This is a genomic window from Caulobacter sp. GW821-FHT09B11 (assembly GCF_059418205.1).
Genome location: NZ_JBWKPK010000059.1, coordinates 1 through 16,682, shown reverse-complemented (window position 1 = coordinate 16,682; position 16,682 = coordinate 1). Strand labels below are relative to the sequence as shown.

The 16,682-nt window shown below is 68.7% G+C and carries 11 protein-coding genes; 5 read left to right on the top strand and 6 right to left on the bottom strand.

Features of this window, described 5'->3' with window-relative positions:
• Positions 1–312: 312 nt before the first annotated feature.
• The 5 genes from AC07N1_RS24865 to AC07N1_RS24845 all read right to left on the bottom strand — a co-directional run bounded on the left by AC07N1_RS24865 (position 313) and on the right by AC07N1_RS24845 (position 9,964).
• Positions 313–2,388: a prolyl oligopeptidase family serine peptidase gene (locus AC07N1_RS24865; protein ID WP_494674224.1), complete on the bottom strand. Its 2,076-nt coding sequence runs from the start codon at positions 2,386–2,388 to the stop codon at positions 313–315.
• A 231-nt stretch (positions 2,389–2,619) separates the two neighbouring features.
• Positions 2,620–5,133: a beta-galactosidase GalA gene (gene galA / locus AC07N1_RS24860; RefSeq protein WP_494674223.1), complete on the bottom strand. Its 2,514-nt coding sequence runs from the start codon at positions 5,131–5,133 to the stop codon at positions 2,620–2,622.
• Between the two features lie 215 nt (positions 5,134–5,348).
• A complete protein-coding gene (locus AC07N1_RS24855; protein ID WP_494674222.1) occupies positions 5,349–8,063 on the bottom strand; it encodes a TonB-dependent receptor in 2,715 nt (904 codons plus the stop codon).
• Positions 8,064–8,268: 205 nt separating this feature from the next.
• Positions 8,269–9,636, bottom strand: coding sequence for a glycoside hydrolase family 53 protein (locus AC07N1_RS24850; RefSeq protein WP_494674221.1), 1,368 nt, complete (start codon positions 9,634–9,636; stop codon positions 8,269–8,271).
• 145 nt (positions 9,637–9,781) lie between these two features.
• Positions 9,782–9,964, bottom strand: coding sequence for a hypothetical protein (locus AC07N1_RS24845; protein WP_494674225.1), 183 nt, complete (start codon positions 9,962–9,964; stop codon positions 9,782–9,784).
• Positions 9,965–10,023: 59 nt separating this feature from the next.
• Here AC07N1_RS24845 and AC07N1_RS24840 point away from each other — a divergent pair, with 59 nt between their 5' ends.
• From AC07N1_RS24840 to AC07N1_RS24825, 4 genes are all read left to right on the top strand, one after another.
• Entirely contained in the window at positions 10,024–10,575 is a 552-nt protein-coding gene (locus AC07N1_RS24840) for a GbsR/MarR family transcriptional regulator (protein ID WP_494674220.1), read from the top strand.
• A 98-nt stretch (positions 10,576–10,673) separates the two neighbouring features.
• Complete coding sequence (locus AC07N1_RS24835; RefSeq protein WP_494674219.1) at positions 10,674–11,375, top strand: DUF4166 domain-containing protein; 702 nt, start codon at positions 10,674–10,676, stop codon at positions 11,373–11,375.
• The gene (locus tag AC07N1_RS24830) at positions 11,372–12,868 is read left to right on the top strand and encodes a TIGR01777 family oxidoreductase (RefSeq protein WP_494674218.1); all 1,497 of its coding nucleotides are present in this window, start codon (positions 11,372–11,374) and stop codon (positions 12,866–12,868) included. Before AC07N1_RS24835 ends, AC07N1_RS24830 begins: the two co-directional genes overlap by 4 nt.
• A 183-nt stretch (positions 12,869–13,051) precedes the next feature.
• Positions 13,052–14,722, top strand: a complete 1,671-nt coding sequence (locus AC07N1_RS24825) for an MFS transporter (protein WP_494674217.1) — start codon at positions 13,052–13,054, stop codon at positions 14,720–14,722.
• A 171-nt stretch (positions 14,723–14,893) separates the two neighbouring features.
• Here AC07N1_RS24825 and AC07N1_RS24820 read toward each other — a convergent pair whose 3' ends face one another.
• Positions 14,894–16,294 (bottom strand): helix-turn-helix domain-containing protein, encoded by a 1,401-nt coding sequence (locus AC07N1_RS24820; RefSeq protein ID WP_494674216.1) that lies wholly within the window; start codon positions 16,292–16,294, stop codon positions 14,894–14,896.
• A 132-nt stretch (positions 16,295–16,426) separates the two neighbouring features.
• On the opposite strand from AC07N1_RS24820, the gene AC07N1_RS24815 reads away from it, so the two are divergent.
• Positions 16,427–16,682, top strand: a 256-nt coding sequence (locus tag AC07N1_RS24815; RefSeq protein WP_494674215.1) for a carboxyl transferase domain-containing protein, incomplete at its 3' end; no start/stop codon positions are given.

Sequence of the window (16,682 nt, the reverse complement as noted above, 5' to 3'; positions counted from 1 at the left end):
AAAAGCCTGGGTCCCCGCTTTCGCGGGGATTTTACGGAAGGAGGGGCAGGCTCCCCGCTCGTAACTTCCCTCGCCCAACCCCAACACCGCCTTCCTGGGCCTTGTGCCCAGGATCCATCGTTCAGCCGCTCAGACCTTGCCAGGACGGCCTGGGTCTAAGCGGTCGCCGGCATGGGCCCTCGCCACAGGGGCGAGGGAGGCGGAGTTTTGTGGTTGGGGGTGGGGGGAAAGACCGGCCAGCGCCGCGGAAGCTGAAAACGGCCCCCCTCCGGCGCTTCGCGCCACCTCCCCCAGAGGGGGAGGATCTGGCGGTCACTTCGGGGGCAACTGGAACTTTTCGAACCAGGCCAGGATGGCCGAGGCCTTGGCGGCCGATTGGGAGGGGCGGCTGGCGATACCGCCGTGGCTCGCGCCGGGGACCTTGACCAGGGCGGTGGGCACGCCGCGCAGTTGGAGGGCCTGGTAGTACTGCTCGGCCTCGCCGACCGGGGTGCGCAGGTCCTGGTCGCCGACCACGACCAGGGTCGGGGTCTTGACGTTGCCCACCAGCGACAGCGGCGAGCGGGCCCAATAGCCCTGCGGGTCTTCCCACGGCATCTTGCCGAACCAGTAGGAGGCCATGGAGCTGTAGGCGTCGGTGGTCAGCACCTGGCTGGTCCAGTTGATCACCGGCTTCTGGGTGGCGGCCGCGGCGAAGCGGCTGGTCTTGCCGACGATCCAGGCCGTCAACGCCCCGCCGCCCGAACCGCCGGTGACGTAGAGGCGGTCGCTGTCGACGAAGCCCTTGGCGACGGCGGCGTCCACCGCGCTCATCAGGTCGTCGTAGTCGTGGCTGGGATAGTTGCGGTCGATCTCGTTGGCGAACGCTTCCCCATAGGAGGTGGAGCCGCGCGGGTTGGCGTAGACCACCACGTAGCCGGCCGCGGCATAGAGCTGGTAGTCGGTCGAGAAGCCCGGGCCATAGGCCGAGAACGGCCCGCCGTGGATCTCGAGGATCAGCGGGTACTTCCTGGCCGGGTCGAAGTTGGGCGGGGTGACGATCCAGGCGTCGATCGGCTTGCCGTCATAGGACGACTTTACCGGCAGGGCCTCGACCTTGCCCAGGGTCTTGGCGCCCAGCAGGTCGGCGTTCAGGGCCGTCAGGCGGCGGGCCTCGGCGCCCTTCCTGGCCACGGCGATGTCGGAGGGGCGGCTGGTCGAGCCCTGGGTGAAGGCCACGGTCCCGTCGCGCGAGACGCTGAAGGCGCCGCCGCTGTAGGGACGGTCGAGGCCGGCGCCGTTCAGGCCGGCGACGATGGTCTCGATCTCGCCAGAGAACAGGCCGACCCGGGCGACCCGCACCGAGCCGTGATCGTCGTAGTCGACATAGAGGCTGCGGCCGTCGGCCGACCACACGGGGGCGTCCACCGAGCGGTCGAGGCCGCCGGTCAGCACCCGGCTGTTTCCGCCGTCGATGTCCATCACGTAGAGGCGCTGGTTCTCGTAGCCCCGGCGGCGGGAGTCGTCGTAGCCGACATAGGCCACCTGGCGGCCGTCGGGCGAGACCACCGGACTGGCGTCGGGACCGATGCGGCTGGTCAGGGCCTTGAGCGCCCCGTCGGCCAGGGTCAGGCACCAGATCTCGGTCTGGTTGCCGTCGCGCTCCCAGCCTTCGGAACGATTGGCCGAGAACAGCAGGTAGCGGCCGTCCTTGGTGAACGACAGCGGCCCCCGGTCGTCGAACCTGCCGAAGGTCAGCTGGCGCGGCGCCCCGCCCTCGGCCGAGATGGTGTAGATCTTGGCGTAGCCTGGCTTCAGCGTGCCCTCGCCGTCCTCGCGGAAGTTGACGCGGGTCTCGACGGTCAGGGCCGGCGCCCACTTGGCGTTGTCGGGCTTGCCCTCGGGGGCCGAGCCGAGCTTGGCGCCGTCGTCGGCGGTGAGCATGGTGAAGGCGATGGTCCTGCCGTCCGGCGACCAGGTCAGGTCGCTGGGGGCCTCGTCCAGCGTCGCCAGCCTGGCGGTGCGGCCGGTGGCGACCCACTGGACGTAGAGCTGGGCGCCGGCGTCCGGGGTGACCTGCACATAGGCCAGCCGCTGGCCGTCGGGCGACCAGCGGGGCGACATCGCGGAGCCGGGACCAGAGACCAGCGGCGTCTGCACGCCGGTCTTGGCGTCGACCAGCCAGATGCTGCGCACGGCGCGGTCGACCATGATGTCGTTGGTCGCCCGCACATAGGCGATGACGTCGCCGTCGGGGCGGATCTGCGGATCGCTGGCGACCTCGAGGCCGAAGAGGTCGCGGCCGGTGAACAGCGCCTGGGGCGCCTCGCGCACGGCCGCGCCGGCCATCGGTCCGGCCGCCGTCAGGGCCAGCAGCGAGACGAGCAGCAGTTGGGTCGGGCGGCGCATGGGCGATCCTGGCGAAGCTGACGAAAGAAGGGGTGGATACTGCCGCGCTAGCGGCCAGCGTCCACCCCCATTTCAATGTCTCGTGGAAGGATCTTGCGTGGAAGTTTCTGAAGCTCCGTGCGTTGGCCCTCGCCCTTCGACAGGCTCAGGGTGAGGACCAATTTGCAGGCCTCGCAGTAGAAATCCTCACCCTGAGCTTGTCGAAGGGCGAGGATTTCCGCCGCGCAGCCCCTACCCCGCCTTCAGCGCCAGCGAGGCCGGCTTCAGGCCCGGGGCCGAGGCCAGCACCCGCACCTCGCCCGCCTGGCCGCGCTTGGTGCGGACGATGGCCTGGGCCAGGCCGTTGAAGAGCTTGCGCGCGCTGGCGACGTCGCTCTCGTGGCTGGTCGGGTTGCCGTTGCCGACGCCGATCACCTCGCCGGGGCCGGTGACCGCGAAGGTCACCAGGTCCTCGGCCTTGGGCACGACGCGGCCCTTGGCGTCGACCACCTCGACCTTGAGGATGCCGACGTCCTGGCCGTCGGCGGCGAGCGCGGAACGATCGGTGGTCAGGCGCAGGGCGGCGGCCGGGCCGGCGGTCTCGCGGCGCTGGCGCAGGATGACCTTGCCGCCCTTGTAGCCGTGGGCCTCGATGACGCCCGGCGCGTAGGGCACCGACCATTCGACGTGGTGGTTGGCCTTGACCTCCCGCACGCCCTGGCTCTTGCCATTCAAGAACAGCTCGACCTTGTCGCAGTTGCTGTGGACCCAGACGGCGACGGGCTGGCCCTCCTGACCTTCCCAGTTCCAGTGCGGGAAGAGGTGCAGCAGCGGCTCGGGACGCCACCAGGCGCGGTAGTAGTAATAGTTGTCCTTCGGGAAGCCGCAGGTGTCGAGCGCGCCGAAGTGCGAGCTGATGCTGGGCCAGCGGTTGAAGGGCGTCGGCTCGCCGCGATAGTCGAAGCCGGTCCAGATGAAGCCGCCGGCCATCCACGGACGGTCGGCCGCGTGGCTCCACCACTTCTCGGCCGTGGTCGCCCACCAGGGGTGGTCGGTGTCGTAGGCCGGGACGTAGGACTTGGCCTCGCTGCGCAGATATTCGCCGCGCGTGGTGACCGTGCTGCCGCTCTCGCTGCCGATGATCGGCAGCTTCGGGAAGCGGGCGTGGAAGTCGTCCATCTTCTCGTGGCGATAGTTGAAGCCGATCACGTCGAGCTCGGCGGTGATGCCGTCGCCAAAGCCGTTGTCCATGGCGGCCGTGACGCCGCGGGTCGGGTCGAGGCGACCCACCAGGCGCTTCATGGTCCTGGCGACCTTGGCGCCGCGCGGCGTGCCCTGCTGGGGCTCCTCGTTGCCGATCGACCACAGGATGATGGACGGGTGGTTGCGGTCGCGGCGGATCAGCCGCTCCATCTCGTCCAGCGAGGTGGGGTCGCTGGACATCCGCCGGGTCTCGGCGATCAGCAGCATGCCCAGGCGGTCGCAGGCGTCCATCAGCTCGGGCGTGGCCGGGTTGTGCGAGGCGCGATAGGCGTTGCAGCCCATCGACTTCAGCTGCTCGACCCGCCAGACCTGCAGGGCGTCGGGGATGGCCGCGCCGACGCCGGCGTGGTCCTGGTGGTTGCAGGTCCCCTGCAGCTTGACGTGCTTGTCGTTGACGAACAGGCCCTGGTCGGGATCGAAGCGCACCGAGCGCACGCCGAACGGGGCGGCGAATCGGTCGACCACGGCGCCGGCGACCTTCACCTCGGTCACCAGGGTGTAGAGGTGCGGGTTTTCCAGCGACCACAGGACGGGGCCGGCCAGGGTCACGGTCTGCGACAGCGACTGGCGCTGCCAGGCCGGCAGGCGGCCGCTCGCGGGGGCCACGGCCAGGGCCGGCTTGCCCGCGCCGTCGAGCACGGTGTGGACCAGCTCGAACTCGGCGGCGGCGTCGCCGTCGTTGGCCAGGTCGGTCTCGATCTCCAGCGTGCCGTCGACCTTGGCCTTCACGAAGACGCCCCACTGGGGCACGTGGACCGGGGCGGTCTTGACCAGCCAGACGTGGCGATAGATGCCCGCGCCCTCGTAGAACCAGCCCTCGCCGAGGCTGGCGTCGACGCGGACGGTGATCAGGTTGTCGCCGCCGAGATTGACGATGTCGGTGATGTCGACGCGGAAGCTGGCGTAGCCGCTGTCCTCGCGCTCGAGGATGTAGCCGTTGATGATCACCAGGGCGTCGCGCATGACGCCGTCGAACTCGATCGACAGGCGCTTGCCGGCGTCGGCGGCCGGCAGGGCGAAGCTCTTGCGGTACCAGCCGACGCTGGTGTCGGGGAATTCACGGCCCAGGGCCTTGTAGCCGTGGGCGGCGCGCAGGTCCTCGTCGTCGGGCTTGCCGCTGGGCACGTAGGCGGGGTTGTTCACGAACGGCAGGGTGACGGCCCAGTCGTGGGGCAGGGTCACCGGCGTCCAGGCGCTGTCGTCGAAGTCCTTCTGGGCGGCGGCGGCCACCCACCAGTTGGGAGCGTTGGCGCCGGCCTTGGCGTAGGTGCGCTGGTTGGCGCCGAAGCCGAAGTCGCGGGCCGGATCCTGGGCGTGGCCGAGGTGGAACTTCCAGTCGAAGTCGAGGCTGGAGCGCTCGCGCGGGCCCAGGTCGACGACCACGGGCTTGGCTTCGGGCTTGGCGGCTGCGGCGGACTTGGGGGCGGCTTGCGCGGACGACGCGGCGAAGGCGGCGACGCCGGCGGTGGCGACCAGAGCTTGCCGGCGGCTGAACTCGACCATCGGGGGACCTCTCAAAGCAAAAAGAAAGGGAGGAAGCCTGCGAGGCTCCCTCCCCTCACAAAGGATCGTCGGGGAGGAATGACGTCCTGGATAGTGGTCTTGCGAGACCCTCGTCCTTCGACAGGCTCAGGATGAGGGTCTCGAATGCCGAAGCGGTGCGTTGGTCCTCACCCTGAGCTTGTCGAAGGGCGAGGACCACGCGAGGCGTCGGACAACTAGAACTTCAGGGTCACGTCCATCAGGAAGCGACGACCATAGAGGTCGTAGCGGCCCAGACGGTTGGGATCGCCGTCGCGATAGGTGCGCATGGCGCGGTTGGTCAGGTTGTTGACCTGGAAGCGCACGCCGACCATTTCGGTGACCTGGTAGGACGAGCTGAAGTCCAGGGTCTTCTCGGTCGTCAGGGTCTGCAGTTCCGAGCCGTTCCAGCCGTAAATCACGGTCATCGGGCTGTGGTACTTGTAGCCCAGGCGCGCTTCGATCGGACCGTCCGAGTACCACAGGTCGACCGTGGCGGTGTGCTTGGCCAGGCCCACGAGGCTCAGCGGCTTCACGGCCGGGGTCATTTCCTTCAGGTCGGAGTCGACGAAGGCGTAGTTCGAGTAGATGCCGAACTTGTCCAGGCCCTTGGGCAGGAAGAAGAACGGCGTCTGGAACGTCGCCTCGACGCCCTGGATGTAGCCGCCGCCGCCGTTGACCGGGGTCGACACCGCGTAGGTGGTGCCGTTGTAGGTCTCGGGGGTCTGGGTCCAGCCGATGTAGGTGTCGACGTCCTTGTAGTAGTAGGCCAGGGCGACCAGGGCTTCCGGACGGAAGTACCACTCGGCCGAGGCGTCGAACTGCACGGCCTTGAACGGCTTCAGCTCGGGGTTGCCGCCGCTGCCGGTGTAGGGCGCCCAGGTGGTCAGGGTCTTGCTGGCGCGCAGCTCGTCGAGCGGCGGGCGGGCCACGACCTGGGACAGGCCGAAGCGGGCCACCTTGCCCTGGCCGAAGTCGAACTTGACGTTCGCGCTGGGCAGGACGTCCGTATAGTCGTTGTCGACGGTCACGGCGGTGAAGGTGGCCGCGCCGGCGTCCTGGCGGTAGCCGTCGCTGCTGGTCTTGGTGGTGACCACGCGCACGCCGACATTGCCGCTCATCCACGAGCCGGCGAAGGCGTCAGCCGCGAAGTTCACCTTGGCGTAGGCTTCGCCGACCTTCTCGTTGACCTTCCAGCGCTGGGCCAGGTTGTCCCGGGCGTTGGCGTAGTTGAAGGCGTTGTCGCCGTAGATCTTGCGGGCGATGGAATCCAGGTCGCCCGTGATGACGTTCGGCACGTTCAGGCCGCTGATGCTGTACGCGCTGAGCATGCTGGCCGGCACGGTCGCGTTCTGGATGCAGTTGCCCCACTCGTCCTGAACGGTCGGGTCGTAGATGTTGCTCAGGTTGGCCGAGTTGGCGCAGACGAACCACTGGGCCTGGCTGTGGTCCTTGGTGCGGTCCGACACGCGGAAGCCGAACTGGAAGCTCTTGAACTTGCCTTCCAGGTCGCGCGTGAAGTCCAGGGCGCCGGCGACCAGTTCGTCGTTCAGCTGCTCCAGGCCGTCGTTCTGGCCGCCTTCGTTGCTGGCCTTGGACCAGCCGCCCCAGACGTTCTGGGTCAGGGTGATCGGCTGCTGCGTCGTGCTCACGGTCGGCTTGGCGCCGGCGCGCACGTCGTAGCTCAGCGAGGTCGGCTCGGAGACCATGCGCAGGGCGCGCCAGTTGTTCTCGCGCTCGGCCTTCGAATAGGACAGGTCGCCCGCCACGACCCACTGGTCGGCGGTCCACTTGCCGTTCAGGCCGGTGACGAACAGGGTCTTGTCTTCGGTGTAGCGCGCCAGGATCGAGGTGACGTTGGCGCCCGGCAGGGTCGCGGCCACGACGGTGTTGTTGACCAGGGTGTACGACGCGCCCGGCGCGCCGGTGTACCACCACTGGTCGACGTTGGCCCAGTTGCCGCGGTTGCGGGCGTAGACGACCTGGTCCTGGTCCTCCTTGATCTTGATCTTCGAATAGAGCGCGTCGAACTTCAGTTCGAAGTTGTCGGTCGGCTTCCACTGCAGGCCGGTGGAGAGGCCGTCGCGCTTCTGTTCGAGCTTCTTGACCTCGAGCTGCAGGCCCCAGGGCGTGGCGTCGGCCTTGCCGTCGCCGTTCAGGTCGCCGCTGGAGTCGCTGGCGCCGACCGGGGTGCGGATGTTGGAATCGTTCCAGCCCCAGCCCTGCAGCGAAACGTAGCCGTTCTTCTGCTTCTGGCTGGTCAGGCCCAGCACGATGGCCAGGTCGTCATTGATCTTGTGCACGAACGAGCCGCTGGCGCGGTAGCCGGTCTGGCCGTAGTTCGGGATGTCCTTGCCGCCGTCGTAATAGACAGGGCCGGCGCGCAGCACGACCGACGGACCCTTGTAGTCCAGCGGGTCGATCGTCGAGATGTTGATGGTGGCCGCGACGCCGCCGGCGATCAGGTCGGCCGACTGCGACTTGTAGACCTGCACGCCCGAGACGACTTCCGACGGATAGACTTCCCAGCGGACGTTGCGGTCGGGCTCGGACGAGGCGACTTCGCGGTTGTTGATGGTGCCCAGCACGAGGCGGGCGCCGAGGCCGCGGACCACCGCCTGGCTGTCGTTGCCGCGGTCGCGGGTGGCGTTGACGCCGGGCAGGCGCGCGATCGACTCGGCGATCGTCACGTCGGGCAGCACGCCGATGTCCTTGGCCGAGATCGCCTCGACCACCTTGTCGGAGCCCTGCTTCACGTCGAGGGCGTCGCGCAGGCTCTTGCGCACGCCGGTGACGACGACTTCTTCGACCTGCGTGTCGGAGACAGCGGTGTCTTGAGCCCAAGCGGCCGACGAAACGGCGAGCAGGCTCAGGCCGCTGGCGGCGGCGAGCAGCATGGATTGACGGGTCATCTAGTTCCCCCAATTGGAAACGCGACGCCTTCTGCGGGCGTGGCTGTTTTCTGGTTTTGTGGATTGGACCGGCGCTCAGATCGCCGGATCAGTGGGGCGCGACGTCCGCGCCGAAGTCGACCGCGCCTCTGCGGGCGCTGACGCGCCGGTTCTGCCGATCGACGCGTCGGTGCTATTTATCATACCAATCACATATGACAAGCGGTCACGGTTGAGCCGGCAACCTCAACACACTCGGCTTGGCGGCGATGGTCGCGGTAACGGCGGACGCCGAACCCACCGCTTCGGCGGTCGAGGCGGTGGCCACGGTCACCGATGCGCCCGGCATCAGGCGGGTGCGATAGACGAAGTCGGCCCCTTCGCGAACCATAGGCCGCGGCCCGACGCCGCCCAGGAAATCGCCGTCGATGAAGGCCGCCGTCTGGTCGCCCGCCGCCACCTTGAAGGTCGTCTCGACCGGGAAGGCGTAGGACGTCGACAGCCACTTCATGCCCTGCGTCGGCTGGCCCTTGAAGTCGAACAGGGTCGAGTTCTCCCAGTTCGAGCCCGTGCCCCAGCGGGTCTTGCACTTGGTCGAGACCCAGGCCGGCTCCCAGTAGAAGACGCCCGTGCCGCCATTGGCGAAAACGAGCTGAGTGAGGTCGGTCAGGTACTTCTTCTGGCCTTCCTGCGTCGCCGGATAGCCGGGGATCAGCGAATCCTCGCCCAGCAGGTTGGGCGAGCTGTCGGCGCCGTCGGTGGTGAACGGATAGGACGTCTCGACCACCACCACGTCGGCCGCATAGGTGTGGCGCAGGTGGTTGATGGTCGCCCCCAGCTGCGCCATCGAGCGCTTGGACCACTTGCTGTAGTAGCTGATGCCGATCATGTCGAAGTCGGTGACCCCGGCCTTGGCGGCGGCGGCGAACCAGTCTTCGACCGTGTCGGGCTGGGCGATGTGCAGCATCACCCGTGGCTTCTTCGAACCCGCCGCGCCGGCGTCGCGCACGGCCTTGATGCCGGCGTTGAACAGCACGGCGTTGCGCTCCCAGTTGATCGGGTCCTTGGCCTTGGCCAGGGTCGAGACGATCTCGCCGTTGGTCTCGTTGCCGACCTGCACCAGGTCGGGCATCAGGCCCTGGGCGTCCAGCTTGCGCAGGGTGTCGTAGGTGAAGGCGTAGAGCGCCTTGGCCTGATCCGGCGTCGACAGCTTTTCCCAGGCCTTGGGCGCCAGTTGCTTCTCGCCGTCGACCCAGTCGTCGGAATAGTGGAAGTCGAGCAGCACCTGCAGGCCCGCGGCCTTGGCGCGCTTGATGCTGCGGACCACGTCCTCGGGGTTGGAGTACTTGGTCCACTGCGGGTCGTTCCACAGGCGGATGCGGGCGATGTTGGCCCCGGCCTGCTTGAAGTAGGCGTACTGCTCGACCTTCTGGTCGCCCGAGCGATAGACCGCGCCGCAGTCGTCCATCTCGTTGGCGTAGGAGATGTCGACGCCCAGATAGGTCCTGGGCGGCAGGGGCTCGGCGGCCTGGGCGCTGGTCGAGGCGAGCAGTCCGGCGATGAGGCCCAGGCCCAGCTTCTTCAGTCCCGACATGGCGTAGACTCCCGTTCGATTTTTCCCCGCCGCATGCGTCCGCGACGGATTTGCGGGCGGAATATCTTCGTATTGATATTACAAATCAAGCCACAGAACCGGCGGGTCATGTTTCGTCACGAAGGCGCCGCCCCTCTCCTTTTCGTCATCCCGGGCGGAGGGCCGCAAGGCGGACCGTAGACCCGGGACCCAGGGGGACTGGGCGCGGCGCTTGGGCTCGCCACCTCAGCGTTGGCCGGCGCTTTGCGGCGCCCCCTGGGTCCCGGCTCTCCGCTTCGCTTCGGCCGGGATGACGAAGATAGAGTGCGCAGATGCGAACCTTGTTGATCCCCGCTTGACTCCCAAACCCTTCCGCCTGATATTTCTGTCATGACAGAAACAGCTGACATGACCAGAAAGCTCCCCGCCGCCGTCGAGCAGTTCGTCCTGCGCTGGGGCGACATGGGCGGCCAGTGGGGGGTCAACCGGTCGGTCGCCCAGATCCACGCCCTGCTCTATCTGGCCGAGAAGCCGATGACGGCCGAAGACATCGCCGAGACCCTGGGCCTGGCGCGGTCCAACGTGTCCAACAGCATCAAGGAGCTGATCGGCTGGAAGCTGATCCGCCGCATCCCGGTGCTGGGCGACCGCCGCGACCACTACGAAGCCGAGGCGGATCTCTGGCTGATGCTCACCCGCATCGCCGAGGGTCGCAAGGAGCGCGAGATCGACCCGATGGTCGAGGCCCTGACCCACGTGCTGGCCGCCGCCGACGGCGACCCGACCCTGGGCAAGGTGGCCAAGAGCCGCCTGCGCTCGATGCACGAGTTCGTCAGCACCATCGACGGCTGGTACGGCCAGATGCTGACCGTGCCGCCCTCGACCCTGATGGCGCTGATCAAGATGGGGACCAAGGTCGTGGCCCTGCTGGGCCTGGGCCGGAGCAAGCCGCCCTCGTAAGGCGGCGCTCCCGGGACGGGGGCGTCGGGGGACGCCTCAAAAATTTTGACCGACAATTTCTGTTTCTACAGAAATAACTGAGAATACGGGGAAGGCAGATGTTTCGTCTCGCAGCTCACGAGGTTCCGGCAAAGGTCCGCCAGGACGCCCCGGCCGCCCTTCCCGACACCCTGCACGACCTGCGCTTCGCCGCCCTGCTGGGGGCGGAGGCCTGGGCCGGCCTGCCGCCGGTGGTGCGCGAGCGGTTCAGCAAGCGGATGCGCCCCGGCCTGGCCGTCACCTACGCCGGCGAGATCGTCGAGAGCCGCCGCAACGCCGCCGGCTGGATCCTGGCCCAGCTGTGCCGCCTGATCGGCGCGCCCCTGCCCCTGGGCGACGACCTGGGCGTGGCGGCGGTCGTCACCGTGACGGAAGACCACGAGGCCGGCGGCCAGTTCTGGACGCGGATGTACGGCCGCGCCCATGGATTTCCCCAGGTGATCCACAGCAGCAAGCGGTTCGCCGGCCCCACGGGGCTGGAGGAATATCTGGGCGGCGGTTTCGGCATCGCCCTGGCCGTCAGCGCCGACGAGCGCGCCCTGCACTTCCACAGCGACCACTACTTCCTGGCCCTGGGCCCCATGCGCCTGCGGCTGCCGGCCTGGCTGGCGCCGGGCGAGCTGACCATCAGCCATGTGGACCGCCCCGACGGGCGCTTCGACTTCGTCCTTCGCCTGCATCACCCCCTGCTGGGCGAGGTGATGCGCCAGGTCGGCGTGTTCCGCGAACGCGCCGCCGAACCTAGGGAGTTCCGCCAATGACCGACCTGATCTGGGTCCTGGTCTTCGTGCAGGTGGCCATGGGCGGCTTCGACACGCTCTACCACCACGAACTGACCCAGCGCCTGGCCTGGAAGCCGACGCAGAAGGGCGAGCTCGTGCTGCACGGCGTGCGCAACCTGGCCTATGGGGTGATGTTCGCCGCCCTGGGCTGGAGCCGCCCCGAAGGCGCCTGGGCGATCGCCCTGCTGGCCCTGATGGCCGGCGAGCTGGTCATCACCCTGTGGGACTTCGTCGAGGAGGACCGCACGCGCAAGCTGCCGGCCAGCGAGCGCGTGCTGCACACCCTGCTGACCCTGAACTACGGGGTGGTGCTGGCCATACTGACGCCGCTGCTGCTGGGCTGGGCCGCACGCCCGACCGGCGTCGTTCCCGCCTTCCATGGCGTCTGGAGCGTGCTCTGCGCCATCGCCGCCGTCGGCGTCGCAGTCAGCGGCCTGCGCGACCTGGCCGCCGCCGCTCGTACGGCGCGGATCTCCGTCGAGGATCCGACGCCCCTGGTCGCCGCCCTGCCGCCGCGCCGGTCGGTGCTGGTCACCGGCGGCACCGGCCTGATCGGCGCCCGGCTGGTCGCGGCCCTGGTCGGCGCCGGCCACGAGGTGACGGTGCTGACCCGCACCAGAGCCAACGCCGCCGCCCTGCCCGCCCCGATCCGCATCGTCACCGACCTTGCCCAGATCGCCGACGACACGCGGCTGGACGCCATCGTCAACCTGGCCGGCGAACCGATTTCCGACGGCCTGTGGACCATCGCCAAGCGCCGCCGCATCGTCCGCTCCCGGGTGCGGACCACGCAAGGCATCGTCGCCCTGATCGCCCGCCTGGACAAGAAGCCCAAGGTGCTGGTCAGCGGCTCGGCCATCGGCTGGTACGGCCTGCGCGGCGACGAGCCCCTGACCGAGGCCGATGGCGGGAAGCCCTGCTTTTCCCGCTTCATCTGCGCCCTGTGGGAGAAGGCCGCGATCCGCGCCGAGGCCCATGGCGTGCGGGTGGTGCGCCTGCGCATCGGGCTCGTTTTGTCCACCGAGGGCGGCATGCTCTCCCGGATGCTGACGCCGTTCGAGTTCGGCCTGGGCGGGCCGTTCGGGGCCGGCCGCCACTGGATGAGCTGGATCCACCTGGACGACGTGGTGCGGATGATCGCCCACGCCATCGCCACGCCGCAGTGGAAGGGCGCGGTCAACGCCACGGCCCCGCGGCCGGTGACCAACCGCGCCTTCGCCGCCGCCCTGGGCCGCGCGCTGGGCCGTCCCGCCCTGCTGCCGGCCCCGGCCTGGCCGCTGCGCGCGGCGCTGGGACCGTTCGCCGACGAACTGCTGCTGAGCGGCCAGAAGGTGCTGCCGGCGGCGGCCCGCGACGCCGGCTTCCGCTTCGCCTATCCGATGCTCGACGAGGCCCTGGCCGCCCTCGTCGGCCGCCGGACCGCTCCTCGCAGAAAGCATGCCCTGACCAGGGAGACCCCCGCCAAGGCCTGATTCCAGCATACGGGACGGCAAGCCCCGCAAGGCTTGCTACCGGTATCTCGTCAAGTCGGAAAATCACCGTTCGGAGCCCGACGTTCCCCGAAAGTTCCCCTTCCGTAGCGGCGCCACGGCCTGCCATACCTGACTCAACCAAAACGCCGCATCGAAGCGGCGACCTAGGAGGAGATGAGGGATATGGCTGACGCCGCTGCGACGTCTGGCGCTAAGGACGGTAAGGTCGTGGAGCGCAAGGACGCCCTGGTCATCGGCGCGGCGTCGGTGGGCACGGTCTTCGAGTGGTACGACTTCTACCTGTACGGCTCGCTGGCGACCTACATCACCCACCACTTCTTCTCGGGCGTGAACGAGACCACGGGCTACATCTTCGCCCTGCTGGCCTTCGCCGCAGGGTTCGCGGTGCGGCCGTTCGGGGCGCTGGTGTTCGGACGCCTGGGCGACCTGTGGGGCCGCAAGAACACCTTCCTCGTCACCATGCTGCTGATGGGCCTGTCGACCTTCGTGGTCGGCCTGCTGCCCAGCTACGAGCAGATCGGCGTCATCGCGCCCATCGCCCTCGTCCTGATGCGCCTGATCCAGGGCCTGGCCCTGGGCGGCGAGTACGGCGGGGCGGCGACCTATGTGGCCGAGCACGCCCCGCACGGGCGTCGCGGCTTCTACACCAGCTTCATCCAGATCACCGCGACCTTCGGCCTGTTCCTGAGCCTGGTGGTGATCCTGGCCACCCGCTCGACCGTCGGCGAGGACGCCTTCCAGGCCTTCGGCTGGCGCATTCCGTTCCTGATCTCGATCGCCCTGCTCGGCGTGTCGCTCTGGATCCGCCTGCAGCTCTCCGAGAGCCCGTCGTTCCAGAAGATGGTCGACGAGGGCAAGGGCTCCAAGCAGCCGCTGAAGGACAGCTTCGCCCGCTGGGGCAACCTGAAGATCGTCATTCTCGCGCTGGTGGGCCTGACCGCCGGCCAGGCCGTCGTCTGGTACACCGGCCAGTTCTACGCCCTGTTCTTCATCGAGAAGATGCTGAAGGTCGACGGCGCCACGGCCAACACCCTGGTCGCCATCGCCCTGCTGATCGGCACGCCGTTCTTCGTGGTCTGCGGCTGGCTGTCGGACAAGATCGGCCGCAAGCCGATCATCATGCTGGGCTGCGCCCTGGCCGCCCTGACCTACTTCCCGCTGTTCAAGACCCTGACCAGCGCCGCCAACCCGCAGCTGGCCGCCGCCACCGCCTCGGCCCCGGTGACCGTGGTCGCCGACCCGGCCGACTGCTCGTTCCAGTTCGACCCGATCGGCAAGACGGTGTTCAACACCTCCTGCGACCTAGCCAAGTCGTACCTGGCCAAGGCCGGCGTCAGCTACAACAACCAGCCGGCCGCGGCCGGCGAGACCGCCGAGGTCCGCATCGGCCAGACCTCCCTGCCCTCGTTCCGCGGCGAGACCCTGCCGAAGGCCGAGTTCGCCGCCGCCAAGAAGGCCTGGGAGGCCAAGCTCGCCGACGCCCTGAAGACCGCAGGCTATCCGGCCAAGGCCGACCCGGCCAAGATCAACAAGCCGCTGGTGGTCTTCGTCCTCAGCCTGCTGGTGATCTACGTCACCATGGTCTACGGCCCGATCGCAGCCATGCTGGTCGAGATGTTCCCGACCAACATCCGCTACACCTCGATGAGCCTGCCCTACCACATCGGCAACGGCTGGTTCGGCGGCTTCCTGCCGACCACGGCCTTCGCCATGGTCGCGGCCACGGGCAACATCTACTACGGGCTCTGGTACCCGATCGCGGTGGCGGGGGTGACGGCGGTGATCGGCATCCTGTTCCTGAAGGAAACCAAGGACGTCGACATCGAGGCGTAGGTTTACGTCTCTCCCCTCCTCGTCATCCCGGAAAGCGCGCAGCGCTTATCCGGGACCCAGGGGACTGGGCGCCGCGCTTGGGTTCACCGCCTGGGCGGTCGCCAACGCTTTGCGGCGGCCCCTGGGTCCCGGCTCTCCGCTACGCTGCGGCCGGGATGACGAATTGGTTGATTAGCCCCGCAGCGAGAACGGCACCCAGCGGCGGTCGTCCTCGAACACCTCGAAGGCCCGGTCCACCGGCGGGAAGGCGCGCTGCGAGCAGTCGTCGCGCTCGCAGATCCGGCAGCTGACGCCGATCGGCGCCGGGGGCCCGGCCAGGTCCAGCCCGTCGGCATAGACGAGCTGATCGGCGTAGCGGGCCTCGCAGCCCAAACCGAGAGCATAGCGGCGCTCGGCCTGGCGATAGGCCCCCGACGGCTTCACCACCCCCCGCGCCAGGCAGATGTAGCGCGTCGCGTCGGGCATCTGCGCCAGCTGCACCAGCCAGGCGTCGGGCCGGGCGAAGGCGTCGTGGACGTTCCACAAGGGGCAGGCCCCGCCGAAGCGGGCGAACTGCAGGCGCGTGGCGCTGTGGCGCTTGGTGATGTTGCCGGCCCGGTCCAGTCGCACGAAATAGAACGGCACGCCCCGCGCGCCCGGCCTCTGCAAGGTGCTCAGCCGGTGGAACACCTGCTCCAGGCTGGTCTGGAAGCTCAGCGCCAGCCGCTCGACATCGTGACGCGCCGCCCGCGCCGCCTCGCGGAACCGCTCGTAGGGCAGCACCAGCGCGCCGGCGGCGTAGTTCAACAGGCCCGTGCGGCAGACCTTGGCGGCGCTGTCGCTGCGAAACCCCGCCGCCGCCAGCTCGGCCTCGACGATGTCGGACAGGGTCAGGGCCGCGATCTGGTAGGCCAGCTGGAAGCTGCGGGTCGCCTCGGGGTGGGCCGCGCCCACGCTCACCGTCCGCGAGGCGGGGTCCCAGTGGCGTAGCAGATCGGCCTCGCCGCTGCGGGCCACGCGAACGCCCAGGCGGTCGGCGAGATAGGCCTCCAGCGCCCGCTCGCCGCCCCCGCCGATCTCGCCCGCCAGGGCCTCGGCGGCGACGTCCAGGCTGTGGATGTAGTTGTTCTTGTAGTGGAAGAAGTCGCGGACCTCCTCATAGGGCAGCAGCGCGCTGGCCGCCCCGCGCTCGTCCAGCGACACCGCCTCCTCGGTCGCCTTCAGCCGTTCGTCGAGCCGGCGATAGGCGCGGTGCAGGTCGAGATAAGCCTTGGCCAGGTTGGGCGTGTTGGCCACCGCCGCCTTGATCTCCGACAGGCTGGGAGCCTCCCCGCCCGAGGGCGCATCGGCGCTGGCCTCGCGCAGGTCGGCGATCAGGCGCTGGTCGTCGGCGGCGTCCAGCGAGGCGGCGTCGACCTCGAACACCCGCATGACGTCGATCAGCACCCGGGCGGTGACCGGCCGCTGGTTGGCCTCGATCTGCGACAGATAGCTGGCCGAGAGGCCCAGCTGGGCGGCGCAGGCCTCCAGCTTCCAGCCCTTGGCCTGGCGCAGCAGCCGCAGGCGCGGCCCGATGAACAGCTTCTCTCCCATTTCGCAACTTTGCTATTTCACAAGATGCAAGTTCGCAAGCCCTCGCCGAAACCTCAATTTCCTTGAGCCTTCAGCCCTCAAGCCCGCAAAATCCGATCTTTGCGACGTTCACGCACCGGGCCGGAGTCTTCCTTGCAGCACATTCTCGAAGAACTCGAACGCCGCCGGACCCAGGCCCGCGCCGGAGGCGGTGAGAAGCGCGTCGCCGCCCAGCACGCCAAGGGCAAGCTGACGGCCCGCGAGCGGATCGACCTGCTGCTGGACGAGGACTCGTTCGAGGAGTTCGACATGTTCGTCGAGCACCGGGGCGTCGAGTTCGGCATGGCCGAGCAGAAGGTGGCCGGCGACGGGGTGGTCACCGGCTGGGGCACGATCAACGGCAAGGTCG

Excerpts from the sequence above, each read along its gene's own strand:
- AC07N1_RS24825 (WP_494674217.1), top strand. The coding sequence starts at position 13,052 with ATGGCTGACGCCGCTGCGACGTCTGGCGCTAAGGACGGTAAGGTCGTG.
- AC07N1_RS24820 (WP_494674216.1), bottom strand. The coding sequence starts at position 16,294 with ATGGGAGAGAAGCTGTTCATCGGGCCGCGCCTGCGGCTGCTGCGCCAG.
- AC07N1_RS24865 (WP_494674224.1), bottom strand. The coding sequence starts at position 2,388 with ATGCGCCGCCCGACCCAACTGCTGCTCGTCTCGCTGCTGGCCCTGACG.
- galA (WP_494674223.1), bottom strand. The coding sequence starts at position 5,133 with ATGGTCGAGTTCAGCCGCCGGCAAGCTCTGGTCGCCACCGCCGGCGTC.
- AC07N1_RS24855 (WP_494674222.1), bottom strand. The coding sequence starts at position 8,063 with ATGACCCGTCAATCCATGCTGCTCGCCGCCGCCAGCGGCCTGAGCCTG.
- AC07N1_RS24830 (WP_494674218.1), top strand. The coding sequence starts at position 11,372 with ATGACCGACCTGATCTGGGTCCTGGTCTTCGTGCAGGTGGCCATGGGC.
- AC07N1_RS24850 (WP_494674221.1), bottom strand. The coding sequence starts at position 9,636 with ATGTCGGGACTGAAGAAGCTGGGCCTGGGCCTCATCGCCGGACTGCTC.
- AC07N1_RS24840 (WP_494674220.1), top strand. The coding sequence starts at position 10,024 with ATGACCAGAAAGCTCCCCGCCGCCGTCGAGCAGTTCGTCCTGCGCTGG.
- AC07N1_RS24835 (WP_494674219.1), top strand. The coding sequence starts at position 10,674 with ATGTTTCGTCTCGCAGCTCACGAGGTTCCGGCAAAGGTCCGCCAGGAC.